The sequence below is a fragment of the Azorhizobium oxalatiphilum genome, from assembly GCF_014635325.1.
Taxonomy (GTDB): domain Bacteria; phylum Pseudomonadota; class Alphaproteobacteria; order Rhizobiales; family Xanthobacteraceae; genus Azorhizobium; species Azorhizobium oxalatiphilum.
In genome coordinates this window covers 438018-462374 of record NZ_BMCT01000002.1, presented here as the reverse complement: position 1 = coordinate 462374, position 24357 = coordinate 438018, and the positions used below count along the sequence as shown (strand labels likewise).

Here is a 24357-nt window from a genome sequence, read left to right as displayed (position 1 = left end):
CCGTCTATTGCAGAAAAAGCACATCTTTGGGGGGATTCGGTGCAGGTCGTGAGGATGGTTTATTTGGTTTCACTTTCTCTTCATCACGTGTGCTGGACCGGCTCGGCGAATGTTGGGGCGCAGGTGGGCAGTATTGGTTGAGGACTGGAGTGCAATCAGGGCGTGTTGCGCAGGTCTTCTGCGGAATCTGGCCGCTGTTCCTGTGCGCTTGTGCCTGCACTGGACGCCAGAGGAGGGGAGATGAGGTCAGGTGAACTTACGTTTGCTGTTCCCGGCGATGCGCCGGCCGGGCGAGGCCGTGCGAGACTGCCGGCAGGTCTTGCCGTGGCAAGGGGATGCAGGGGAATGCAGCCGCGAGCCCCGGCTCTCCTGAGGGCGCGCAAGACCGCTTTCGCGCGCTCTGTAAACTGGTATACTTGAATCCAAGAATACCAGAATGATGCGGGGAGGCGCGTATGCGGCAGACGTGGCGGTGGTTCGGGCCGGCGGACAAGGTGTCGCTGGAGGCGGTGCGGCAGGCGGGGGCGCAGGGCATCGTCACCGCTCTGCACCACATCCCCACCGCGCAGGAATGGACCATAGGTGAAATCCGTAAACGGCAGGTCATCGTGCGCGGCCCCGACGACGCGCCCACCGGCCTCACATGGGACGTGGTGGAGAGCCTGCCGGTCTCCGAGGACATCAAGCGCCAGACCGGCCCGTGGCGCGACCATATCGCCGCCTACAAGCGGTCTCTGGCCTCGCTCGCCGCCTGCGGCATCGAGACCATCTGCTACAATTTCATGCCGGTGCTGGACTGGAGCCGCACCGATCTCCACTACGTGGTGCCCCACGGCGGGCATGCCATGCGCTTCGATCTGGTGGACTTCGCCGCCTTCGACCTGTTCGTGCTCGCCCGCCCCGGCGCGGCGGACGATTATGGCGACGCCCTGAAGGAAGAAGCCGCCGCCCGCCATGCGGCCATGGACGAGGCAGCCCGCACGCGCCTTGCCGCCAATCTCACCGCCGGCCTGCCGGGCGCGGCGGAGGGCTGGACGCTGGACAGCCTGCGCGACCAGCTCGCTCTCTATGACGCCATCCCGGCCGAGCGCCTGCGGGCGCATCTGGTGGATTTCCTCTCTGAGGTGGTGCCGGTGGCGGAGGAGCTGGGCCTGCGCCTGTGCTGCCATCCCGATGACCCGCCGTTCCCGCTGCTGGGCCTGCCGCGCATCGTCTCCACCGAGGCCGACTACCGCTTCTTCCTCGATGCGGTGGACAGCCCGGCCAATGGCGTGACCCTGTGCTCGGGCTCGCTGGGGGTGCGGCCGGACAACGATTTGCCGGGCATGGCGCAGCGGCTGGGGGATCGCATCCATTTCGTGCATCTGCGCAATGTGCGCCGGCAGGAGCCGGTGGACGGGCTGCGCCGCTCCTTCTTCGAGGACGAGCATCTGGCCGGCGAGACCGACATGGTGGCCACCATCGCCGCGCTGCACGCCGAGGAGGCGCGCCGCCGGGCGCTGGGCCGGCGCGATGCGGAAATCCCCATGCGGCCGGATCATGGGCAGGACATCCTCGACGACATCGGTCGCGGCGGTCAGCCCGGCTATCCGGCCATCGGCCGCCTGAAGGGCCTCGCCGAGCTGCGCGGGGTGATGACCGCGCTCCGCCATCCGCTCTGGGGCGGCGCGTGAGCGGCGTGGGTGCTGCGGGGGAGGCGCCATGCCGCGCGTGAAACGCACCCTGCCGGGCTTCGACCTCGCCGCCTCTCTGTCGGGCGTGCGGATCGACCGCGCCCAGCCCATCGGCCCGCAGCTCTATGCGGCGCTGCGGATGCTGATCATCCGCTCAACCCTGCCCTCCGGCGCGCCGCTGCACGAAAGCGACATCGCCGCCGCCTGCGCCGTCTCGCGCACCCCCGTGCGGGCCGCCTTGCAGCAACTGGCACAGGACGGGCTGGTGACGACGTGGCCGCAGGTGGGCTCGGCGGTGGCGGCCATCGACCGCGCCAGCCTCAATGCGGGCGTCGCGATCCGGCGGGCGCTGGAGGGGGAGGTGGTGCGGCTGCTCGCCATGCGCCCGCAGCCTTTCGCCGAAGTGGAAGCGCGCCTCGCGCCCGTGCTGGCAGCTCAGCAGGCGGCCGCGGACCGGGGCGATGATCTGGCCTTCTTCGCCGCCGACGAGGCGTTCCACGCCACGCTGGCGGACCTTGCCGGCCTGCCGGATGCGTGGCGTCTGTTGCATGGGGTGAAGGCGCATATCGACCGGGTGCGCCTGCTCGCCACCCGCCTCGAGCCCGGCCGCCACCGGGCGGCCTATGCCGAGCACCTTGCCATTGTGGAGGCCGTGCGCGGCCGGCAGGGGCTGGCGGCGTCCGTGCTGATGGCGCGGCACGCGGAGACGGTGCTGGCGAGCTTCGATCTGCTGGAGGCGGCGGGGGCAACGCGGTGAAATACGGGTGACATACGCCGGCCCCAAAAGACAAAACGCCCCGCCCGGCGAACCGGGGCGAGGCGTCTGGAGGCCACTCAGGGGGCAGTCCCATATGGCTGAGGACAACCTATCCGATTGGGCGGATTTGTCATCTCACCGTCGTGTGAAAGTCGTGTGCATCGGCCGGACGCGAAAGCGCGATTCTGGACCGCTCTGTCAGGAAAAATCCTGCAAATCCGCCATGTTGGAGCTGCTCCAGGCGGTCCGAGCCATGCAATCTCCTGCGAGGTATGCAGTGCAGCTCGGCGTTGGTTGCATTGCAATTCCGTCGGGACGGTCTTCACCGTCCCGGCCCGCCGCTCACGCCTGCTCGGCCCGGAACATGGCGAGGCGGGCGTCGCCCGCATCCGCCACGGGCTCGAACTGGCCGGTGGCCGGGTCGCGCACCAGAAGGCGGCCGGAGGCCACGCCGAAATAGGCGCCGTGGATCTGCAGCGCCCCCGCCTCCACCTGCTGGCGCAGGTAGGGGAAGGTCATCAGATTCTTCAGGCTCAGCTCCACCGAGGCGAATTCCAGCCGGCGCAGATAGGCATCGCCATCCTCGGCCTTGCGCGGGCCGAGGCTCTCGGCGGCGGGCGCGATCTGGGACATCCAGCGGCCGATGAAGTCGCCGGGGGACAAGGGCTCGATCTCGTCGGCGAAGGCGCGGATGCCGCCGCACAAAGCATGGCCGAGCACCACGATGTGCTTCACCTTCAGCGCCTGCACGCCGAATTCCAGCGCCGCGCTGGTGCCGTGCTGGGTGTCGCCGTGCTTCTCATAGGGGGGCACGAGGTTGGCCACGTTGCGCACTACCAGCAGCTCGCCGGGGGCGGCATCGAAGATCACTTCCGGTGACACCCGGCTGTCCACGCAGCCGATCACCATGATCTCGGGCTTCTGGCCGGCCTGCGCCAGGGTCTCGTAGCGGGACCGCTCACTGGCGAAGCGGCCGTCGATGAAGGCGCGATAGCCTTCCTTCAGTCTCTCGGGGAACATGGCTCGTCCTCGGCGCTGTTTCTGCGACCTGTCTCTCGCGCTGGGGTTGCGCGGCTTGGCCGGGGCCATAGCAGGTTTGGCCCCCGCGTCCAAACCCCGGCCAGACGGGTTCCAGACTGTGGAACGTCTGCCGCAGGGACAGGGATCACCCCACGGCGTAGAACATGACCCGGCCGCGTCCGGCATTCTTGGCCGCATAGAGCGCCCGGTCGGCGCGCCGCAGCACGGCGTCGAGATCCTCGTCGGCATCGCCGGCGGTGGTGCCGCCGATACTCACCCCCACGGGCAGGCGCAGGCTGTCGATGGCGAGCGGGGTGGCCGAGATCGACTCCGTCAGGCGGGCCGCCACCCGGCGGGCATCCGCCTCGCCGGTGTCGGGCAGCAGCACGGCGAATTCCTCGCCGCCCATGCGGGCCAGCACGTCGCCCTCGCGGATGGCGCGCTGGCAGCGGCTGGCGACGAGGCGGATCACATCGTCGCCGATGCCGTGGCCGTGCTGGTCGTTCACCGCCTTGAAGTGGTCGATGTCCAGCATCAGCAAAGCGAAATCGCGCCGGTTGCGGCGCCAGGCGGCGAAAGCGGCATCCGCCTCGGTGACGAAGCGGCGGCGGTTGAAGGTCTCGGTCAGGGGATCCACATTGGCCAGCCGGCGCAGTTCCGCCTCCAGCCGGCGCTGCTCGGTGATGTCGAACAGCACGAACACATAGATGTCGCCGAGGAAGCAGAAGCGGAAGCGCACATTGTGCTGCTGGCCGTCGCGGCAGCGCACGTCCCATTCCCCGCTCTGCACGCTGCCGGGCACCTTGCGGGCCTGCGCCAGCACCTGTTCCCATTCGGCGATGACGACGGCGCGCACTTTCGGATCGGGAAAGCCCAGTTCCCACCAGTCGTCGTGATGGAAGACCACCTGTTCCTTGTAGAGGAAGAGGTCGTCGGCGGCCTTGTTGAAGAAGACGGCGTTGAAGTCGCCGTCATAGATCTCCACGCCCACGGGCAGGGCATGGAGGATGTCCATGAGGGCGCGGCGCGGGCGGGTTCCATCCCCATCGGGGCCGGTGTCCAGGGCGCCCCTGGGCAGCGGGCGGCGGGCAGGGGCCTCGTGCGGATCATCCGCCATGGGAGCGCTCGCCGGGACGGGCTGCGTGGGGGAGCAGGGCAGGCAGGGGCAGGACGGGCATGAGCAGGGCGGGAAGGGGCAGGACGGGAAGGGGCATGGCGGTGGGGGCGGGGCCGTTGTGTGCAGCGGTGCGCGCATGCCTTTGGGGATGTCGCGCGCAGGTTGCAAGAGTCGTGGAGAATAGGCTCAGTTTCAATGCTCGGAAGCCAATAGACGGGGCAGTGCAAGCGTGGGGACGATGCGTCTTCCTCTGCATCATACCGCTGTTGCACAAAAAGTCGCTGTTTTTGTTTTTGTTGTCCCGTACGCGGCCAAGCCAGCGCTGCGTGGGCAGGATGTGCCTGCCATGGCGGCTGGATTGTATTTCGATACCGCGCAAGAATAAACGCGCGTTCATAGAATAGTATAGTATGATAAATGTATTGCCGCGTGCGGAATTGCCATGCGAGAAGCGCAACGTCTGACAAGAGTCTTGTCTCCGATGGCGTCCCGCGACGGTCTCCGGAGAGAGACTGTTTCCCGGAGAGTGAATATGCGTCCAGTTCTGATCGCCGCCGTCCTGATTCTGTCGGGCGCGAGCGCGCATGCGGCGTCCTGCGAGGCCAACTTCTCCGTGGGCGGCGTGCCCGGCCTCAGCGCCATGAGCTTCCGCACCTGGCAGGAATTCCCGAAGGTCACGCCCGAAGCGGCGCTGAAGCGGCTGGCGCAGGCGGTGGCGGCGGAAGGCTTCGACGGCATCCGCACCAACAAGGAGCTGAACGCCATCGACGCCGTGCAGGAGACCACCGGCTCCGGCCGCGCGCAGACCCTGCGCGTGACCGCCCGCAAGACCAAGACCGGCACCCGCGTGGACGCCATCTTCAACATTCAGGCCGGCCAGCTCACCAGCGAAGGCGTGGTGCGCGAGGGCCTGTGCAAGATCATCGCCGAAACGACCCCCTGATCATCCGATCCTGACGCCCTGAGCGCGGCCCCGTCCTTCACGGCCGGGGCCGCGTGGCCTTGCGTGCGCCGAGCAGGATGCTGGTCTCGCTGGCCGAAATGCCGTCGATCTGGCGGATGGCGCGCAGCAGATCGTCGAAGGCTTTCAGCGTCGGTGCCTCGATCTCCGCCACCAGATCCCACCGCCCGTTGGTGGTGGAGAGGGCGCGGATCTCCGGAAAGCCGTTGAGACGCCGGATCACCGCCTCCGCATGCTTGCCGTCCACTTCCACCATCGTCACCGCCTGCACGCTCTCCTCGCCCTCGGCCGGGCGGGTGAGGATGGTGAAGCCGAGGATGACGCCGTCCCGCACCAGCCGGTCGATGCGGGCGCTCACCGTGGCGCGTGAGACGCCAAGCTCCGTGGCCAGCTTCGCCACCGGACGGCGCGCGTCGGCGCGCAGCAAGGCGAGCAGGCGGCGGTCGAGGTCATCCAGCATGCGGCACCTCTCAATTTGCGCGGTTGAGCCTTACATAATGTGCAATGGTCTGCGCAGATTGGCCAGTCTTTCGGGTTCCGGCTGACGTTTCCAGACCCCATCTTTTTCCGACGACGCACCGGAGGAGAGAGATGGAGAGAGGTTTTTCGCTTTTCGCGCCCGTCGCGCTCCATGGCGTTCCGCTGGACATCGGCGCCGGCCGCCCCGGCGCGCGCCTCGGCCCAGCGGCGCTGCGCCTGTCCGGGCTGGCCGACCGGCTGACCGATCACGGCCTGCTGGTGCGCGACCACGGCGATGTGGTGCCCGACCATCCCGAAGCGCCCCTCGTGCCGGTGGCTGCGCCCGATGCGCAGCGGCTGGAGGCGGTGCTGGCCTATGCCCGGCCGCTCAGCCTGCGGGCCGAAGCGAGCCTTGCGGCTGGCGAGCGCCCGGTCTTTCTGGGCGGCGACCACAGCCTCTCCATGGGCTCCCTGGCTGGCGTGGCGCGCCATTGCGCGGCGGTTGATCGGCCGCTGTTCGTGCTGTGGGTGGATGCCCATGGCGATTTCAACACGCCCGACATCTCGCCCACCGGCAATCCGCACGGCATGGCGCTGGCGCTGGCCTGCGGCGAGCCGGCCTTTTCCGCCCATCTGGACGCCCGCTGGCATGCGCCGGTGAATCCGGCCCGCGTGACGCTGCTGGGCGCCCGCGATCTCGATCCGCCCGAGCGGGCGCTGCTGGCGGCGCGCGGCGTGGAGGTTCTGCCCATGCCGCGCCTCAAGGGCGGGCGACTGCTGACGGTGCTCGATCGCCTGCTGGCGCGGGTGGCGGCAGCGGATGGGCATCTGCATGTGAGCTTCGATCTCGATGCGCTGGATCCGCGCCTCGCGCCGGGCGTCTCGACGCCGGTGCCGGGCGGTTTCGGCCTCGCGGCGGCGCGGGACATGATGATCCGGCTCGGGGCGAGCGGGCAGGTGGGCTCGCTGGATCTGGTGGAGCTGAACCCGCTGCGCGATGTGGCCGGCCGCAGCGCCACGCTGCTGGTGGAACTGGCGGCACTGGCGCTGGGCGCGCCCGGCGCTGCCGTACCGGCCGGCCGGAAGATGCGGGAGACGGTGGCGGTGGGCTGATGCCTCAGCGCGCGTTTCATGCGGGCGCCGGCGGTGTTGCACGAAACGCCACGACGGCCGGCCGGCGGCGCATTCCCGCCCTCGCATCCGCTGGCATGACGCTTGCTGCATCCGCGGCAGCCGGCCGGGACGGGCCGGACGCATAACAGGGAGGCGGCGCCATGGACCGGCTGCTGATCACGGAAGTTGCGCCGCGCGACGGCTTGCAGAACCAGAAGGTTCAGGTCTCGACGCCCGACAAGCTGGACTTCATCGCTCGCCTCGCGGCGGCGGGGCTGACCCGCATCGAGGCGGCGAGCTTCGTCTCGCCCAAGGCGGTGCCGCAGATGGCGGACGCCGAGGACGTGATCGCCGGCTGTCGCGCCCTCGATGGCGTGGCCGTCTCGGCGCTGACCATGAACCGGCGCGGCTTCGAGCGGGCGCTGGCCTGTCGCACGCCGCAGGTGGCGACCGTGGTGGCGGCCACCGAGCTGATGAATGTGCGCAACATCGGCATGACGCGCGCCGAGGCCATCGCTGCCGCCGAAGACGTGATCGCGGCTGCGCGCACCGCCGGCATGGGGGTGCGGGCCTATGTGGCGGTGGCGTTCGAATGTCCGTTCGAGGGCAAGGTCGCGCCCGCCGAGGTGATCCGGCTGGCGGAGCATTTCGCGGACCTCGGCGCCCATGAGGTGGTGATCGCCGACACCATCGGCGCCGCCGCGCCGGGGCAGGTGACGTCCTTGCTGGCGGACCTGCTGCAAAGCCTGCCGGCGGAGCGGGTCGGCGTGCATTTCCACGACACGCGCGGGCTGGGCGCGGCGAACGCCTATGCCGCTATCGCCGCCGGCATCCGGCGGCTGGATTCCAGCGCGGGCGGCATTGGCGGCTGCCCGTTCGCGCCGGGGGCGGCGGGCAATCTGGCCACGGAGGATCTGGTGCTGCTGGCGGAAGGCTCGGGGCTCGTCACCGGGGTCGACCTCGCCCTGCTCAGCGAGGCCATCGCCTTCGCCGGTCGGGCGCTGAAAGCGGAGCTGGGCGGCCGCTCCATGGCCTGGCTGAAGCGTCAGCAGGCGGCGGAGGCTGAGGGCGGGCGCAAGGCGGGGTGAGGGGACGTCCGGCGTCGGTCGCGTCCTTCCCCCTCCCCAACCCTCCCCCGCAAGCGGGAGAGGGAGCCTGTTGCGCTTGCCGCTGCCTCGCGCCCGAAAGCCGGGCGGGGAAAGCCCTCTCCCGCTTGCGGGGGAGGGGTGGGAGGGGCAGGCAAGGCGGGGGGCGGGCGCTGAAAGCGGAGCTGGGCGGCCGCTCCATGGCCTGGCTGAAGCGCCAGCAGGCGGCGGAGGCTGAGGGCGGGCGCAAGGCGGGGTGAGGGGGCGTCCGGCGTCGGTCGCGTCATCCACCTTGCCACTGGGCAAACTGTCCCCGGCGTGCGTCATCAAGAGGAACCGTCATGCCCGGGCTTGTCCCGGGCATCCACGCCCAGCGGCCAGGAACATACTTCGGAGGTCTGCACCGTCGGCGCGACGTGGATGCCCGGGACAAGCCCGGGCATGACGGTCTTCTGTCGCTGATACGTTGCCTGACAAAGGCGAGACAGCCGGCTTCTTGAGCCGAAAGGGGGCGGGCGACGTCGCCGGATGCTCACCTTCCTGAACACCCGCCCATCACCCCCCGATCCCCAACTGCTTCATGCGCCGCCAGAGCGTGGCGCGGCTCATGCCGAGGCGGCGGGCGGCGGCCTGACGGCTGCCGTCGCAGGCGGCCAGAACGCCGGCCACATAGGCGCGCTCGTCCTCCGGCGCCACATCCGGGGCGGGGCCGTGCCGGAACAGCTCCGGGCAGTCGTGGCGCAATATGTCGGGCGGGATGGCGTCGGCGCTGCCGAAATGCACCACCAGCATGGTCAGGCGCTCGCACAGGTTTTCCAGTTCGCGCACATTGCCCGGCCAGTCATAGGCGGTGAGCCAGCGCTCAAGGGGCGCAACCACCGCCGGAGCGGGCAGGCGGCTGCCCATGCGCAGCAGGCAGGCGGTGACGAAGCCCTCCGCCAGAACGGTCACGTCCTCGGGCCGCTCGCGCAGGGCTGGCAGGCGCAGATTGAGCGTATTGAGCCGGTAATAGAGATCGGCGCGGAAGGCGCGCTGGCGCACAAGCTCCTCCAGCGGCTGGTGGGTGGCGGCGATGATGCGCAGGTCCACGGGAATGGGCGCCACGCTGCCGAGGCGCACGATCTCCCGCTCCTGCAACACCCGCAACAGGCGGGTCTGGAGCGTGAGCGGCATGTCGCCGATCTCGTCGAGGAACAGCGTGCCGGTGTGGGCGGCCTCGAACAGGCCCACCTTGCCGCCCTTGCGCGAGCCGGTGAAGGCGCCGTCCTCATAGCCGAACAGCTCGCTCTCCAGCAGGCTCTCGGGAAAGGCCGAGCAGTTCACCGCCACGAAGGCGCGGCCGGCGCGGGCGCTCAGGTTATGGATGGCCTGCGCGAACACTTCCTTGCCGGTGCCGCTCTCGCCCGAGAGCAGAACGGTGAGATCGGTGGCGGCGAAGCGGGCCGCCGTGCCGCGCGCCCGCTCGATGGCCGGGCTGGTGCCGCGAATGTCGGACAGCGCATAGCGGGTGGAGAGGACGGAGCGGCGGCGGGCCTGCGAGCGCAGGCTCTTGTCGGCCTCCGAGATGGTGCGGGCGTCATAGACCGTGATCATGGCGCCGCTGATCTGTCCATGCTCGCGGATGGGGATGCGGTTGGCGATGAAATCCCGTCGCCGGATGCGCAACACGATGCCCTTTTCCGCTTCCCCGCCGGCCAGAACGCCCGCCAGCGAGAGTTCCGGCTCCACCTCGACTGCGAAACGGCCGATGGCCGCGCCGGCGCTGAGGCCCAGCAGCGTCTCCATGGCCGGATTGGCGGCGGTGATGCGGTCGTCCAGATCCACCGCCAGCACCGCTTCCTGCACATGCTGGAGCACGCCGTTGAGCTGCTCGTAGCGTGCGCTCTCCAGCCGCGCGATGCGGGCCAGCTCCAGCGCATCCTCCAGCCCCTGCCGCACGCCGGCCAGCGAATAGGCCAGGATGCCGTGGATGCCGAGTTTTTCCGCTGCCTCCATCACCACGCTTGAGCCGATGATCACCGGAAAGCCCTGCGCGGCCATCTCCTTGACGCGGGCGGAGGCTTCTTCCGCCGTCTGGTAGGCGCCCTGCGTCACCTCGATGCGCAGCAGCTCCTTGATGGCGTCGATCTCGGGGATGGTGCGGCGATGGGTGACGATGCCCACGCGGTCGGAATGCTCACGCGCCCGCAGCAGGGCCAGCAGGATATCGTAGCCGCCCACATTGATGGTGGCGACGGGGGATTTCAGCGAGCCGCGCAGATAGGAGGCGTTGGCGCCCGCGCTGACGAAGGCATCCACCGTGCCCATGCGCTCGCGCTCCTGCGCCACCGCAAGGGCGCCCTCGAAGGCGCGGTCCACCACCTCGATCTCGGCCCGCTGGGCATATTCGTCCAGCACCGTGCGGGCGAGATGGGTGAGGTGGCGATAGCTCAGGAAGCACAGGCGCAGGCGTTCGCCCGGCCGTGCGCGCAGTGCGGCAGCCAAGGTTGTCTCCTCCCGTCACGGACTGTTGGTCCGTGTTTCATTCGCTGTTTCAAGCTCTGGCGGCTTGCGTATCCCTGCAACATAGCCGCCCGGCAGAGCGCGTCAAAACCCTTTTCCCTGCGCGCTTTGGCCGGATGGCACCCGGCTTGCTTGAGAAGAGGAAGACAAGAATAAATCTTCAGGGAAGAACGCGCATGACACCTCTGACCGGCATCAGGATGCTGGACCTGACGCATATGCTGTCCGGCCCCTATGGCACCATGCTGCTCACCGATCTGGGCGCCGAGACCATCAAGATCGAGCCGCCCGGCAAGGGCGAGGGCACGCGGCAGTTGCTCGCCGACAGCGCGGACTACGCGCGCCACGGCATGGGCGCCTATTTCCTCACCCTCAATCGCGGCAAGCGCAGCGTCTGCATCGATCTGAAGAGCGATGCGGGGCGGGAGGTGTTTCTCGATCTGGTGCGGGTGTCGGACATCGTGTTCGACAATTTCAGCGTCGGCGTGCCGCAGCGGCTCGGTATCGACCACCGGCGGCTGGCGCAGGTGAATCCGCGCATCATCACCTGCTCGGTCACGGGCTTCGGCGGCGACGGGCCGGACCCGCACCGCCCGGCCTTCGATCAGGTGGTGCAGGCCATGGGCGGGGGCATGAGCATCACCGGCCTGCCCGGCGGGCCGCCCATCCGTGCCGGCATTCCCATCGGCGATCTGGCCGGGGGCATCTTCGGCGCCATGGGCGTGCTGGCGGCGCTCAATGAGCGTACCCAGACCGGCCTTGGCCGGCACGTGGATGTGTCCATGCTGGATGCGCAGATTTCCATGCTCAACTACATGGCCACCATGTATCTCATGTCCGGAAATGTGCCGGAGACCATGGGCAACGGCCATTTCGTGCATGTGCCCTACAATGCCTTCCCCTGCGCGGACGGCTACATCATCATTGCCTGCATCGGCGATGCCTTCTTTGAGCGTTTCCTCACCGTGCTGCCGCACGAGGACCTGCGGCGGCCCGAATATGCCACCCAGCCGGGGCGCTATGCGGCGAAGGCGGAGATCGAGGCCATCGTCACGGCCGAACTGGTGAAGCAGCCCGCCGCTTATTGGCTGACGCGCCTGCGCGAGGCGCGGGTGCCGTGCGGGCCGGTGAATGATTTCGCGCAGGCGCTGGCGGACCCGCAGGTGGTGGCCCGCGATATGGTGGTGGAGGTGGAACTGGCGCAGGGTGGCTCGGTGCGCATGCCGGGCAATCCGATGAAATTCTCCGGTGCCGCGCCGGATCGTTTCACCCCGCCGCCGGAACTGGGGAACGATACACAGGATGTGCTGGCCCAGATCATGGGCTATGCGCCCCACCGCATCGACGCGCTGCGCCAGAGCGGCGCCATCGCCTGATTTTTGAGGGAGAGCCTTTCGGGTACCGCGTTCCGGGTCAGCCTGACGGTAACAGCCGCAGGCGGCCCGTGCCCATCAATAATATCAAGGGGAAACGCCAATGATCGGACACGCATTCCGTGCCACCATCGCCTGTCTCAGCCAGTTCCGCGCCGCGCGCGGCGTGGGGGCAGCCGCCCTGCTGGCGGTCGGCATCACAGTGCCGGCGAGCGCCGAGACCATCACCGTCACCCACTGGGGCTCGGCTTTCTACGGCGCGCCCTATGCGGTGGCGCTGGAGAAGGGCTTCTTCAAGAAGCACGGGGTGGACATCACCGGCTTCCTCACCTCGGCCGGCGGCGGCACCTCGGTGCGCAACATGCTGGCCGGCGATCTGCCCTTCGGCGAAGTGGCGCTGCCCGCCGCCGTGCTGGCCATTCAGGCGGGCCAGCCCATCAAGATCATCTCGGGCGGCGTGGAGAGCGTGGGTGATATCACCTGGGTCGCCAAGCCCGATACGCCCATCGCAGGGCTCGCGGACGTGAAGGGCAAGAAGATCGCCTACACGTCGGCGGGCTCGGTCAGCAACATGATCCTGCTCATGTGCCTGCAGAAGGCCGGTCTTGACCCGAAGGCGGTGCAGACTATCGCGGCGGGCGACATCGGCGCCAATCTCTCGGCCGTGCTGAATGGGGCTGTCGATGCGGCATTCACCAACGAGCCGCTTTGGTCGCAGAACAAGACCAAGGTGAAGCTGGCCTTCCAGGCGAAGGACTGCACGGATGTGAACATCACCCAGACGGTGGGCGTGACCACCACCGATTTCGCCACGTCCGGCGCCGACAAGCTCAAGGCCATCGTGGCCGCGCGCAAGGAGGGGGTGGACTTCATCAAGGCCAATCCGGACGAGGCGGCCGACATCGTCGCCAAGGCTTATAACGGCGATCCCAAGCTCTATCGCGAGGTGTTCCGCAATCTCGTCGCCATGAATTATTTCGGCGACGGCCGGCTGATCTATCCCAATCTCGACCGCATGGCCGGCGGCATGGAGCTGGTGGGCCGCCTGAAGGGCAAGGTGGACTGGAAGGCCATGGCGGACGAAAGCTTCCTGCCCGCGCCCGCCCCGGCGCAGCGGTGAGGGGCGCGACATGACGGCTCTCGTGCAGCGTGCGCGCATGGATGACACCTTGGCCGAGGCGGTAGGGCCGCCGCCCGTGGTGAGCCTGCGCGCCGTCACCCGCGTCTATCCGGGCGTGAAGCCGGTGGAGGCGCTCGCCCCCACCGACCTCGACCTCAACCCCGGCGAGTTCTTCTCCGTGGTGGGGCCGTCCGGCTGCGGCAAGTCCACGCTGCTGGACGTGCTCTCCGGCCTCGGCCGGCCCACCTCCGGCACCGTGACCTTCAACGGGCAGGCGGTGGATGGGGTGGTGCCGGAGGGGGTGGGCATCGTGTTTCAGGAGGATGCCTCCTTCCCGTGGCTCACCGTGCGGGACAATGTGGCCTTCGGCCTGAAGCACAGCACGGTTCCGGCGGATGAGAGCCAACGGCGGGTGGACCATGCGTTGCGCTTCATGGGGCTGGCCGACTTTGCCGGCGCCTATCCCGCCCAGCTGTCGGGCGGCATGCGCCAGCGGGTGTGCATCGCCCGCACATTGGTGACGCGGCCGAGCCTGATCCTGCTGGATGAGCCCTTCGGCGCGCTGGACCAGCAGACGCGTCTGCTGATGGGCGACGAACTGCTGCGGCTGTGGCGGGAGACGGGCGCCACCATCCTGCTGATCACCCACGCACTGGACGAGGCGGCCATGCTGTCCGACCGGGTGGGGGTGATGTCGGCGCGGCCGGGGCGCTTCATCGATATGGTGGAGACCGGCTGGCCGCGCGAGCGGGACAGCAGCATCGTCTCCGATCCGCGCTTCGGCGAGATCACCGCGCGGCTGTGGTCGCGTCTGCGCGCGGAATCCCTGCGCGCCATGGGGGCGCAAGGGCCGGGGGGCGGGCGATGAAGCTGAAGCGCGAACACGCCCTCACTCTGGCCCGTCTCGGCGTGATCGGCGGCGCCGTGCTGCTGGTGGAGGCGCTGTGCCGGTCCGGTGTCATCAATCCGCTCACCCTGCTGCCGCCGAGCCGCATGGCAGCGGACCTCTTCGGCCTCCTCGCCTCGGGGCAGATCGCGCACGATATGGCCTTCACCGCCGGCACCATCGGCGCGGCGCTGGTGCTCTCCATCGCGCTGGGCTTCGGGCTGGGCGTTCTGGTGCATGCGCTGCCGCGCGTGCGGCGCGCGCTCGATCCGCTGCTGGCCTCCTATTATTCGGTGCCCTTCTTCATCTTTTATCCGCTGCTGGTGGCCATCTTCGGCCTCAATGCCTTTCCCCTCGTGGTGCTGGGCATGGCCTTCGCCGCGCCCGCCATGATGATGTCCACCATGGCCGGGCTCGACCGCATTCCGCGCGTGCTGCTGCGGGTGGCCCGCGCCCATCGCCTGAGCCGGGTGGAGACGGTGCGGCAGATCGTGCTGCCGAGCGCCGCGCCCTATCTGTTCACGGGCATGCGCCTCGCGCTCGCCTACACCTTCATCGGCGTCATCGCGGGCGAGTTCATCATGGCCAGCAGCGGCATCGGCCATGCCATCGCCTATGCCTATGAGGGCTTCGACAACAACACCATGTACGCGCTGATGCTGCTGGTTCTGGTGGTGGTCACGGTGATCAACATGAGCCTGCACGCCTATGAGACGCGGCTGGCCAAGCGCAGGGCACGGGCATGAGCGCAACCGCAGACGTTCCCGCCCGCACCACGCCCGCCCGCCGCCGAAGCGGCAGCTGGGATGGGCTGATCCTGCTCGTGCTGGCGCTTCTCGCCTGGCAGGGCATGCATCTCTATGTGGGCGAGGCGGCGCTGGCCTCGCCGGTCAAGACGCTCACCTTCCTCGCCGGATTCCTGCGCGGGCCGGTGTTCTGGGGGCATTTCGCCGCCACGCTCGCCGCCTTCGGCTGGGCGCTGCTGATCGGGGCGGTGGGGGGCATCGTCATCGGCCTCGTGCTGGGCGAGCGGCGCTTTGCGGGCGACGTGGCCGAACCCATCCTCGCCGGTCTCTACGCCATCCCGAAGGTGACGCTCTATCCCATGATCCTGCTGATCTTCGGGCTGGGCATGTCGGCCAAGGTGGCGTTCGGGGTGATCCACGGCATCATCCCCATCATCCTGTTCACCATGGGGGCGGTGAAGACCATCAGCCCGGTGCTGCTGCGCGCCGCCCGCGCCATGCGCCTCACCCGCCGCCAGACGGCGCTGGAGGTGCTGGTGCCCGCCGTGCTGCCGGAAATCCTCACCGGCCTGCGCATCGGCTTCTCGCTCACCTTCCTCGGGGTGCTCATCGGCGAGATGTTCGCCTCCCAGCGGGGGCTGGGTTTTCTCATCGTCAACGGCATCAATTTGCACAACGTGCCCATGACCACGGGCATGATCCTCGTGATCGTGCTGTTCGCGCTCGCCGCCAACGGGCTGCTGCTGTGGCTGCACAGGCGCTTCGGGGGCCCGTCCGCCACGCCGGAGCACGCCTGAGGGGAGACTTTCGCAAAAACTCCATGGAACCGTGTCGGAATGGGGCTGCGGCGCGCGTCCTGTGAGAGACTGCGGGAAAAAGCGCGCGTCAGCAGAGGAGGAAGCCCATGCCCCACGGACGGTTTGCCTGGTACCAGCTCGCCACCACCGACACGGACGCCGCCCGCGCCTTCTATGAGGGCCTGCTCAGCTGGAGCAGCCGGGTCGTGGCGATGCCGGATTTCTCCTACATCGTGCTCGCCGCCGAGGGCTCCGACATGGGCGGCGTCATGCCGCTGATGCCCGAGCAGGCGCAGGCCGGCGTGCCGCCGCACTGGGCCGGTTTCGTCGAGGTGGACGATGTGGACGCCACGGTGAAGAAGGCGTCGGAGCTGGGCGGGGCGGTCTTTGCGCAGCCGGCCGATGTACCGGGCGTGGGCCGCTTCGCGGTGATCGCCGACCCGCAGGGCGCCATGTTGGCCCTGTTCCACTGGATCGAGGGCCTCTCCCCGCCGGTGACGCCGCGCGGCACCATGGGTGCCGTCGGCTGGCACGAGCTGGCGGCCACCGACTGGGAGGCGGTGTTCCCCTTCTATGCGGCGCTGTTCGGCTGGACCAAGGGCGAGCCGGTGGATATGGGCCCCATGGGCATCTACCAGTTGTTCGACCATGACGGCCAGTCCATCGGCGGCATGTTCAACCGCCCGCCGGAGATGCCCGCGCCCTTCTGGCTCTATTACGCCAAGGTGCCTTCCATCGATGCGGCCATCGCCGTCATCAAGGACTGCGGCGGCAAGATCCTGAACGGACCCATGGAGGTGCCGGGCGGCGCCTTCATCGTGCAGGCCATGGACCCGCAGGGCGCCATGTTCGCCGTGGTGGCCCCGCCCGCCGGCGCCACCGGCTGCGGGGATGCGACGGCGGCCTGAGGCCGGGGCTCAGCCCGCTGAAAAGTTCGGGTTGGCGGGGCGCGCCAGCCCGAGGTTTTCGCGCAGGGTCGTGCCCGCGTAATCCTGCCGGTAGAGGCCGCGCTGCTGGAGGATGGGCACCACCAGATCCACGAAGTCGGTCAGTCCGTCCGGCAGGTAGGCGGGCATGATGTTGAAGCCGTCCGCCGCCCCGGTCTCGAACCAGTCCTGCAACGTATCGGCGACGCTCTCGGCGGATCCGCACAGCACCCAGTGTCCGCGCGCGGCGGCCACCAGATTGTAGAGATCGCGGAGCGTCATGCCCTCGCGCTTGGCCTTCGCCAGCATCACGCCGGTGAAGGAGTGATAGGTGTCGGCCTTGGGCATCTCGGGGATGGGGCCGTCGAGGTCGTAGCCGCTCATGTCCACGCCGAAGCGCTCGGACAGCATGCCCAGCGCATTGCTGGAATTCACATGCGCCATGAGCGCGGCGAGCTTTTCGCGCGCCTCCTTGTCGGTGCGGCCCACCACCGGCATCACGCCCGGCAGCACGCACACGTCCTCGGGCTTGCGGCCAAGGGCGGGCAGGCGGTCCTTCAGGGCCTTGTAGCCGGTGCGGGCCTCGTCGATGTCCTGCACCACGGCGAACACCACGTCGGCGGTGCGGGCGGCGAGCTGCTGGCCGGGCTCGGAGCCGCCCGCCTGCGAGATGATGGGATGGCCCTGCGGCGCACGGCCGATGTTCACCGGCCCCTTCACCTTGAAATGGGTGCCGTCATGGTCGAGCGGCTTCACCTTGGCCGGGTCGATATAGAGGCCGCTGGCGCGATCCTTCGGGAAGGCATCGTCCGCCCAGCAGTCCCACAGGCCCTTCACCACATCGAGGAACTCGCCCGCGATCTCGTAGCGCTTGGCATGGTCGGGATGCAGCGTGCCGAAATTGGCGGCGGCGGCAGGCGCGGCGGTGGTGACGGCATTCCACGCCGCGCGGCCCTTGCTGATGTGATCCAGCGAGGCGAAGGCGCGGGCGACCGTGAACGGGTCCGAGTAGGTGGTGGAGACGGTGGCGGCGAGGCCGATATGGCTGGTCGCCATGGCTACCGCCGAGAGCAGGGTCAGGGGTTCGAGGCGGGCGGTGTAGGAGGGATGGGCGCCGGGATCGGCATTGAGATTGTCGCCCATGAAGATGAAGTCGAATTTGCCGCGCTCGGCGATGCGGGCGACTTCGCAGACCGCATGGATGTCCTGAAAGCTGTCGATGGCGCCGTCCATGCGCCAGCCCGCAATGTGGCTGCCCGTGCCGAGGAGGAACAGGCCGAGATGCATCTGCCGTGTCATGGCTCTATTTCCAGAAAATGATCCGCCGCTCGGCAAAGCCGATGAGGCCGAAGAAGGCGAGGCTGGCGGCGGAGGCCACGAAGATGGCGCCCCACACCTGCACGAAATCGATCTGCAACACCGCCTGATAGATCACCCAGCCGAGCCCGCCATAGGCGCCCAGCATCTCGGTGACGATGGCGACGATGATGGAGCGCACGGTGGAGACCCGCAGCCCCGCCGCCATCAGCGGCAAGGCGGTGGGCAGGCGTAGCCGCCAGAGAATGGCGAGACGCCCGGCGCCGAAGGAGCGCAGCAGGTCCACGGAACGGCGGTCCACGCGGTCGAAGCCGGCCAGCGTGGAGAGGAAGACGGTGAAGCTCACCGCCAGCGCCACCATGACGAATTTCGACGGCATGCCGATGCCGAACCACAGCAGGATCAGCGGCGAATAGGCCACCACCGGCACCGAGTTGATGGCGGTGGCGGCGGGCAGCAGCACCGCGCGGGTCATCGGAACAAGCGTGATGACCACCGCCAGCGCGACGCCGATGAGGGCGCCGATCACATAGCCCACCACCGCCTCGGTGATGGTGAAGCCGGCGGCGGTGAGGAGGATCTGCCGCTTGGTCCAGATGCTGGCGAGAATGTCGCTCACCGCCGGCAGCGTATAGGCCGGCAGATGGAAGCCACGGGCGATGCCCTCCCACGCCAGAATGAACAGCACGATGCCCAGCACGCCGCGCTGGAGGGTGCGGCTGTTGGCGCGGGGGGCGGCGATGACGGTGTCGGGTGCGCTGCCGCTCATTGCTCGGCTCCCCAGAAGACGAACAGGCGCTCGGCACCGGCCACCACCGCATAGAAGGTGGTGCCGAGGAAGGCGGAGACCAAAAGGGTCGCCCAGATGCTCACCACATTCTCCGTATACATGCCCTGCAGCAGCAGCACGCCGAGGCCCACCGTGTCGCCGAACCACTCGCCGACGATGGCGCCCACCAGCGCCAGCGAGGAGGCAAGGCGCAGCGCCACGAAGATCTGCGGCAGCGCGGTGGGGAATTGCAGGCGCATCATGAGCTGGCGCGGCGAGGCGCCGAACGAGCGCAGCAGCGCCTCCTGCCGGGGATCGACGCTCTCAAGGCCGAGCAGGGTGTTCACCGTCACCGGGAAGAAGGTGAGGTAGAAGGCGATGGCGGCTTTCGCGAACAGCGTGTTGCCGAACCACAGCACCACCAGCGCGCCGAAGGCGATGACCGGGATGGTCTGCGAGACGATGAACAGCGGGAACACCAGCTCGCGCAGCGCGCGCAGGCGGAAGAAGACCAGCCCGATGCCGATGCCGAAGGCAGCGCCGGAGGCAAAGCCGATGAGGGTCTCCGTCAGCGTGCGCAGAAAGCCCTGCACATAGGGGGCGGGGGTCTGCCAGAGGGCGGCGAAGATGACGCTCGGCCGGGGCAGATAATAGGGGCGGATGGCGAAGACGACGACGAGGGCTTCCCACAGCGCGAACACGGCCACGAGGATGGCCAGCCCGCGCAGGAGGCGCAGCAGCGGCAGGAGGAGTTTCAGGGAGGAAGACCCACCCGGCGCGGACGCCGGGTGGGAGAGGGTGGAAGCGCTCACGGCTTGCGGTCCGCCAGCGGGATGGCGTCGAGGAAGGAGCTGTTGAAGGTGGCGGCCAGATCAACCGGCTTGGAGATGACCTTGGCGTTCACGAACAGATCCTGCGTGATCTTCACCGCGTCCATGTCGATGTTGAACAGGCCCTTCTCCGGCACCTTGCCGGCCACCATGAGCTTCTTGGCCTCGGCGAGCTGGAACTCCTGATGGGCGCGGTCCAGCGTCGGGGCCAGCGCCATCACCGTGTCTACGGCGCCCTTGGGATCGGCGAAGGCGTCCTTCCACCCCTTGATCGAGGCGCGCAAAAAGCCCTTCACGAGGTCGGGCTTCTCCTTGGCGGTGGTCTCGGAGACGATCAGCGTGTCGCGCGGGAAGGTGATGCCGCTGTCTTCGGCCACGAAGGTGCGCAGCTTCTCTTCGCCCATGCGGGTCTTGATGGTGTAGAACTCGTTGTAGCGGGTGGCGGTGATGACATCCACCTGCCCGTCCACGAACGGGGTCACGCTCACCTGCTGCGGCTGGATCGTCACCAGCGCCGGGTCGATGCCATTCTTGGTGAGGATGGCGTTGAGCACGTGATTGGCACCCGTGAACCAGGTGGTGACGGTCTTGCCCTTGAAGTCCTGGATGGTCTTCACCGGCCCGTCGGCGCGGGCGACGAAGACGAAGGGCGTCAGCTGATGGGCGACGCCGATGCAGACGATGGGCAGGTTCTTGTCGCGCGCCGCGAACACGCTGTCGAGGCCGCCCGAGAGGCCGAAGGTGTCGGCGCCGGTGGCGACGAGGTTTTCCGCCAAGAGGTTCGGGCCGCCGGGATTGATGGTGAGATCAATGCCCTCGTCCTTGTAATAGCCCTTCGCCACCGCGACGTAGAAGCCGGCGAACTGGGTCTGCGGCAGCCACTTCAGGCGCAGCGTCGCCTTGGTGAGATCGGCGGCCGCCGCCGGCAGGCTGGCGCTGCCGAGAAGGGCGAGACCGGCGGCGAGGCCGGCGAGCACCTTGCGGCGGGTGGCGCCAGAAGAGGTCTTCCTGTCGCGTGTCACATCAACTCTGTCGGTCATGCGTCTGATCTCCGGAAGGATGAGATTTTGGGGACGAGCGCTCTTGGGAGCGTCTTCTGGAACGGCGGGTTGGAAACGCTGGCGCTCAGTTGCGGTAGGACGGGTCCTCGCGGTCGAGCTGGCGCATGAGGGCGGGCCATTCGCGCTCGCCGGGCACGAGGATGTCGCCCTTCAGCTCCCAGAACTGCTGGGCGGCGCGCTCGCACACCTCGTGCGGCGGGATCACCAGCGCGATGCCGGAGGCGCAGGCGGCCTGCATGGCAAGCTGGATCTTGGCCGCGCGCTCGAAATAATAGAGTAGCATGAAGGCTTCGCCCGGCGTGCGGCCCACGGTGAGAATGCCGTGGTTGCGCATCAGCATCACCTTGTGAGCGCCGAGATCCGCGACGAGACGCTCCTGCTCGTCCATGTCGATGGCGACGCCCTCATAATCATGGAAGGCCTGCCGGTCGTAAAAGCGCATGGCGAACTGCGAGAGCGGCAGCAGGCCCTTCTCCTGACCGGAGACGGCGACGCTGGCATCCGAATGGGTGTGCAGCACGCAGGCCGCATCGTGCGAGGTCTTGTGGATCGCCGCATGGATGACGAAGGCGGCCAGATTCACCTCATAGGGCGTGTTGTCGAGCTTGCGGCCCTGCGTGTCGATCTTCACCAGCGAGGAGGCGGTGATCTCGCTGAACAGCAGGCCGTAGGGATTGATGAGGAACTGATCATCCTTGCCCGGCACGCGGGCGGAGATGTGGTTGTAGATGAGATCATCCAGCCCGAGCTTCGCCACCATGCGATAGCAGGCGGCCAGTTTCACGCGCGCGTCCCACTCGGCGGGATCCATCGCGGCGGGGATTTTGGCGGCTGCGGTCATGGCATCACTCCGGGGTGTCGGTCTGCGGCGCTGTGGCGCCGGGGGCGAGGAAGGACTTCATGGCCTCCTCCTCGATGGCCTCCAGCACGATGCGCTTGAGGCCGATGAATTCGGGCGAGGTGACGAGGTCCGCATGGCGCGGGCGCGGCAGGTCCACCTTCAGTTCCAGCTTCACGCGGCCGGGGCGGGCGGACATGACGATCACCCGATCACCAAGGAACAGGGCCTCGTCCACATCGTGGGTGATGAACAGGATGGTGCGCTTGTGCCTGCGCCACACCTCCAGCAGCCAGCGCTGCATCATGGTGCGGGTGAGGGCGTCGAGCGCGCCGAACGGCTCGTCCAGCAGCATCAGCTCGCGCTTGAACATGAAGGTGCGCATGAGCGCCACACGCTGGCGCATGCCGCCGGAGAGCTGGTGCGGATACTGGTCGCCGAAGCCGGCGAGGCCGAACTCGGGCAGCATCTCGCGGGCCAGCGCGCGGGAGGCCTTTCGGGGCTGGCCTTCGATCTCCATGGGGATGATGGCGTTGTCGATCACCGTGCGCCACGGCAGCAGCAGGTCGCGCTGGGGCATGAAGGACACCTTGCCCAGCAGCTCGTGGGCATGGCAGCTCCGGCCCTCGAAGCGCAGGATGGAGCCGGCGTCCGGCTCCTCAAGGCCGGCCACGATGTTGAACAGCGTGCTCTTGCCGCAGCCCGAGGGGCCGACCACGGTGACGAATTCGCCCGGCGCGATGGCGGCCTCGAAGCCGTCCACCGCCGTCACCGGCCCGAAGCGCTTGGAGAGCGCCTTCATCTCCAGCAGGGGCGGCTGCGCGGAAACCGGCGCGGGAGCCGTGGAGGAGGCAGTCTCAGAAGCGGCCCGCAACAGCGCCCCGCTCTGGTCCCTGTGTCCCATGATCAAACGTGATCCTTCCCAGCATGTATAATCAGAGCCGGCACGCGTATGCGTCGCGGGGCGGATATGGTGGGCTATTCAAAGCAATGGCCGTGCCAAGCGCGCGACGCGAGCCGTAAAAGGTGGTACGGGGCGGGGAATAGGGTGCGGCAAAGCGCGAGCCAAAGGACGGTTGATCAGCGGCCCGCGACTTGCAATGTCACCGGATGGAACGGAGGCGTGTTCGCCGTAGGGCGCGCTTCCATGTATACCGAGAATGGAATTGGGTGCGCGTATGGACACTTTCCGTGCACAAGGCGAGGCAGAGTGCTCGACGATTGAGCAGGAAGCGGCCGGACGGGGCGGCGGGCTGACGCTGGCGGAGCGGTTGCGGCGGGATCTGGAGGCGGCGATTTCCGCCGGCCGTCTGGAGCCCGGCAGCCGGCTGGACGAGCAGGAGATCGCCGTGCGCTACGGCGTCTCCCGCACCCCCGTGCGCGAAGCCTTCCGGCTGCTCGCTGCGAGCGGTCTGGTGGAGCTGCGCGGGCGGCAGGGGGCGGTGGTGCGCACCATCGGCGCCCATGCGCTGATCGAGATGTTTCAGGTGATGGCGGAGCTGGAGGGCCTGTGCGCGCGCCTCGCCGCGCGGCGCGCCACGCCCGAGCAACTGGAGAAGATCCGCGCCATCCACGCCAAGCTGGAGCAGGTGGCGCCGCTGCGCGACGTGGACGTCTTCTATGACGTGAACCAGGAGTTCCACGAGGCCATTTACGAGGCCTCCCACAACGCCTTTCTGGCCGACCAGACCCGGCGCCTGCGCAATCAGGTGGCGGCCTATCGGCGCCGCGTCACCCGCATGCCCACGCGCATTTCCGATACGCTGCGCGAGCATCTCACCGTCATCGAGGCCATCGAGGCCCATGATGCGGAACTGGCCCACAAGGCCATGCGCGACCATGTGAGCCTCTTGGGCGACAACCTGCTGGATTTCCTCGCCGCGTTCGGGTGAGGGGCGGTCGTTTGATCTGACCGCAAGGCATTGATGCAGCAGTGTTTCGTCATGCCCGGACTTGATCCGGGCATCCACGTGGTTGGGCCAGGCTGAACCATCGAGGTCGGCACTGTCGGCCCGACGTGGATGGCCGGATCAAGTCCGGCCATGACGAGCGAGAAGGGGCCCGCGATTGGCCTTAAACCGGGGTCTCCGGAGACGGCTTCGGCGAGTTGGTATGCAAATTGCTAGCATTTGTATATCGAACTCGCCTGACCGTATTCCTCTGGAGACACGCCTTGAAGCTGGACCTCACGAACAAGACCGCGCTCATCACCGGCGCATCCAAGGGCATCGGCCTTGCCGTGGCGCAGGTGTTCGCCGCCGAGGGCTGCCATCTGCATCTTGCCGCCCGCAACGGCGCGGCCATGGAAGAGGCCAAGCGCGAGCTGGAAGCCGCCTACAAGGTGAGCGTCACCGTGCACGCCCTCGACCTCTCCAGCACGGAGGCCATGGAGAAGCTGGCGCAGGACGTCGGCCATATCGACATTCTGGTGAACAATGCCGGCGACATTCCCGCCGGCTCGCTGGAAGTGGTTGATGATGCCGCCTGGCGGCAGGGGTTCGACCTGAAGGTCTTCGGCTACATCACGCTCGCCCGCGCCTTCTACAAGAAGATGCGCGGCAAGGACGGCGTGATCGTCAATGTCATCGGCAACTCCGGCGAGAACTGGGACGCCTCTTACATCGCCGGCTCCACCGGCAATGCGGCGCTGATGTCCTTCACCAAGGCGCTGGGCGGCGCCAGCCTGAATGACGGCGTGCGCGTGGTGGGCGTGAACCCCGGCCCGGTGGCGACTGACCGCATGCTCAAGATCATGAAGCGCAAGGCCATCGACATGCTGGGCGACGAGGGCCGCTGGGAAGAGCTGTTCGACAAGTATCCCGGCAAGCGCCCCGCGACCTCGGAGGAGGTGGCCGATCTCGTGGCCTTCCTCGCCTCGCCGCGCGCCGCCTACATCACCGGCACCAATGTCACCATCGACGGCGGCATCTCCGCCCGTGGCTCGGTGATCTGAACCTCCTGATCCGAGCCCGTTCCCGGCCGGCGCCCGCACGCCGGCCGGCCCGCT

At 68.2% G+C, this 24357-nt stretch carries 23 protein-coding genes; 13 read left to right on the top strand and 10 right to left on the bottom strand.

Features of this window, described 5'->3' with window-relative positions:
• Positions 1–455: 455 nt before the first annotated feature.
• Positions 456–1673: a mannonate dehydratase gene (gene uxuA / locus IEW24_RS10670; protein WP_188578268.1), complete on the top strand. Its 1218-nt coding sequence runs from the start codon at positions 456–458 to the stop codon at positions 1671–1673.
• Positions 1674–1701: 28 nt separating this feature from the next.
• Positions 1702–2430: a GntR family transcriptional regulator gene (locus IEW24_RS10665; RefSeq protein WP_188578266.1), complete on the top strand. Its 729-nt coding sequence runs from the start codon at positions 1702–1704 to the stop codon at positions 2428–2430.
• A gap of 342 nt (positions 2431–2772) precedes the next feature.
• On the opposite strand, the gene IEW24_RS10660 is transcribed toward IEW24_RS10665, so the two are convergent.
• Complete coding sequence (locus tag IEW24_RS10660) at positions 2773–3450, bottom strand: carbonic anhydrase (protein ID WP_188578264.1); 678 nt, start codon at positions 3448–3450, stop codon at positions 2773–2775.
• A 145-nt stretch (positions 3451–3595) separates the two neighbouring features.
• Positions 3596–4567: a GGDEF domain-containing protein gene (locus tag IEW24_RS10655; protein WP_188578262.1), complete on the bottom strand. Its 972-nt coding sequence runs from the start codon at positions 4565–4567 to the stop codon at positions 3596–3598.
• 532 nt (positions 4568–5099) lie between these two features.
• Between IEW24_RS10655 and IEW24_RS10650 the strand changes: the two genes are divergently transcribed.
• Complete coding sequence (locus IEW24_RS10650; protein WP_188578260.1) at positions 5100–5510, top strand: hypothetical protein; 411 nt, start codon at positions 5100–5102, stop codon at positions 5508–5510.
• Between the two features lie 37 nt (positions 5511–5547).
• Here the strand turns inward: IEW24_RS10650 and IEW24_RS10645 are convergent, their stop codons facing one another.
• Positions 5548–5988: an Lrp/AsnC family transcriptional regulator gene (locus tag IEW24_RS10645; protein WP_188578258.1), complete on the bottom strand. Its 441-nt coding sequence runs from the start codon at positions 5986–5988 to the stop codon at positions 5548–5550.
• Positions 5989–6119: 131 nt separating this feature from the next.
• Between IEW24_RS10645 and IEW24_RS10640 the strand changes: the two genes are divergently transcribed.
• Complete coding sequence (locus IEW24_RS10640) at positions 6120–7100, top strand: arginase (RefSeq protein WP_188578257.1); 981 nt, start codon at positions 6120–6122, stop codon at positions 7098–7100.
• A gap of 161 nt (positions 7101–7261) precedes the next feature.
• On the top strand, positions 7262–8188 hold the full coding sequence (locus IEW24_RS10635) for a hydroxymethylglutaryl-CoA lyase (RefSeq protein WP_188578255.1): 927 nt from the start codon (positions 7262–7264) through the stop codon (positions 8186–8188).
• Between the two features lie 552 nt (positions 8189–8740).
• Here the strand turns inward: IEW24_RS10635 and prpR are convergent.
• Entirely contained in the window at positions 8741–10669 is a 1929-nt protein-coding gene (prpR, locus tag IEW24_RS10630; protein ID WP_210324179.1) for a propionate catabolism operon regulatory protein PrpR, read from the bottom strand.
• 194 nt (positions 10670–10863) lie between these two features.
• On the opposite strand from prpR, the gene IEW24_RS10625 reads away from it, so the two are divergent.
• From IEW24_RS10625 to IEW24_RS10600, 6 genes are all read left to right on the top strand, one after another.
• Positions 10864–12063 (top strand): CaiB/BaiF CoA transferase family protein, encoded by a 1200-nt coding sequence (locus tag IEW24_RS10625; protein ID WP_188578253.1) that lies wholly within the window; start codon positions 10864–10866, stop codon positions 12061–12063.
• Positions 12064–12163: 100 nt separating this feature from the next.
• Positions 12164–13180 (top strand): ABC transporter substrate-binding protein, encoded by a 1017-nt coding sequence (locus tag IEW24_RS10620; protein WP_188578251.1) that lies wholly within the window; start codon positions 12164–12166, stop codon positions 13178–13180.
• A 10-nt stretch (positions 13181–13190) separates the two neighbouring features.
• On the top strand, positions 13191–14048 hold the full coding sequence (locus tag IEW24_RS10615) for an ABC transporter ATP-binding protein (protein WP_188578248.1): 858 nt from the start codon (positions 13191–13193) through the stop codon (positions 14046–14048).
• Positions 14045–14812: an ABC transporter permease gene (locus tag IEW24_RS10610; RefSeq protein ID WP_188578246.1), complete on the top strand. Its 768-nt coding sequence runs from the start codon at positions 14045–14047 to the stop codon at positions 14810–14812. The genes IEW24_RS10615 and IEW24_RS10610 overlap by 4 nt, the downstream gene beginning before the upstream one ends.
• A complete protein-coding gene (locus tag IEW24_RS10605; RefSeq protein WP_188578244.1) occupies positions 14809–15609 on the top strand; it encodes an ABC transporter permease in 801 nt (266 codons plus the stop codon). Before IEW24_RS10610 ends, IEW24_RS10605 begins: the two co-directional genes overlap by 4 nt.
• A 107-nt stretch (positions 15610–15716) precedes the next feature.
• On the top strand, positions 15717–16517 hold the full coding sequence (locus IEW24_RS10600) for a VOC family protein (protein WP_188578243.1): 801 nt from the start codon (positions 15717–15719) through the stop codon (positions 16515–16517).
• Between the two features lie 9 nt (positions 16518–16526).
• Here the strand turns inward: IEW24_RS10600 and IEW24_RS10595 are convergent, their stop codons facing one another.
• From IEW24_RS10595 to IEW24_RS10570, 6 genes are all read right to left on the bottom strand, one after another.
• A complete protein-coding gene (locus IEW24_RS10595; protein ID WP_188578241.1) occupies positions 16527–17834 on the bottom strand; it encodes an LLM class flavin-dependent oxidoreductase in 1308 nt (435 codons plus the stop codon).
• 4 nt (positions 17835–17838) lie between these two features.
• Positions 17839–18621, bottom strand: coding sequence for an ABC transporter permease (locus tag IEW24_RS10590; protein ID WP_188578239.1), 783 nt, complete (start codon positions 18619–18621; stop codon positions 17839–17841).
• Positions 18618–19433: an ABC transporter permease gene (locus IEW24_RS10585; RefSeq protein WP_188578237.1), complete on the bottom strand. Its 816-nt coding sequence runs from the start codon at positions 19431–19433 to the stop codon at positions 18618–18620. The genes IEW24_RS10590 and IEW24_RS10585 overlap by 4 nt, the downstream gene beginning before the upstream one ends.
• Positions 19430–20491 (bottom strand): ABC transporter substrate-binding protein, encoded by a 1062-nt coding sequence (locus tag IEW24_RS10580; protein WP_188578235.1) that lies wholly within the window; start codon positions 20489–20491, stop codon positions 19430–19432. The genes IEW24_RS10585 and IEW24_RS10580 overlap by 4 nt, the downstream gene beginning before the upstream one ends.
• 85 nt (positions 20492–20576) lie before the next feature.
• On the bottom strand, positions 20577–21353 hold the full coding sequence (locus IEW24_RS10575) for a class II aldolase/adducin family protein (protein ID WP_188578232.1): 777 nt from the start codon (positions 21351–21353) through the stop codon (positions 20577–20579).
• A 4-nt stretch (positions 21354–21357) separates the two neighbouring features.
• Positions 21358–22254, bottom strand: a complete 897-nt coding sequence (locus tag IEW24_RS10570) for an ABC transporter ATP-binding protein (protein WP_188578230.1) — start codon at positions 22252–22254, stop codon at positions 21358–21360.
• 274 nt (positions 22255–22528) lie between these two features.
• Here IEW24_RS10570 and IEW24_RS10565 point away from each other — a divergent pair, with 274 nt between their 5' ends.
• On the top strand, positions 22529–23242 hold the full coding sequence (locus IEW24_RS10565) for a GntR family transcriptional regulator (protein ID WP_188578228.1): 714 nt from the start codon (positions 22529–22531) through the stop codon (positions 23240–23242).
• A gap of 281 nt (positions 23243–23523) precedes the next feature.
• Positions 23524–24303 (top strand): SDR family oxidoreductase, encoded by a 780-nt coding sequence (locus IEW24_RS10560; RefSeq protein WP_188578226.1) that lies wholly within the window; start codon positions 23524–23526, stop codon positions 24301–24303.
• The last annotated feature ends 54 nt before the right edge of the window (positions 24304–24357 follow it).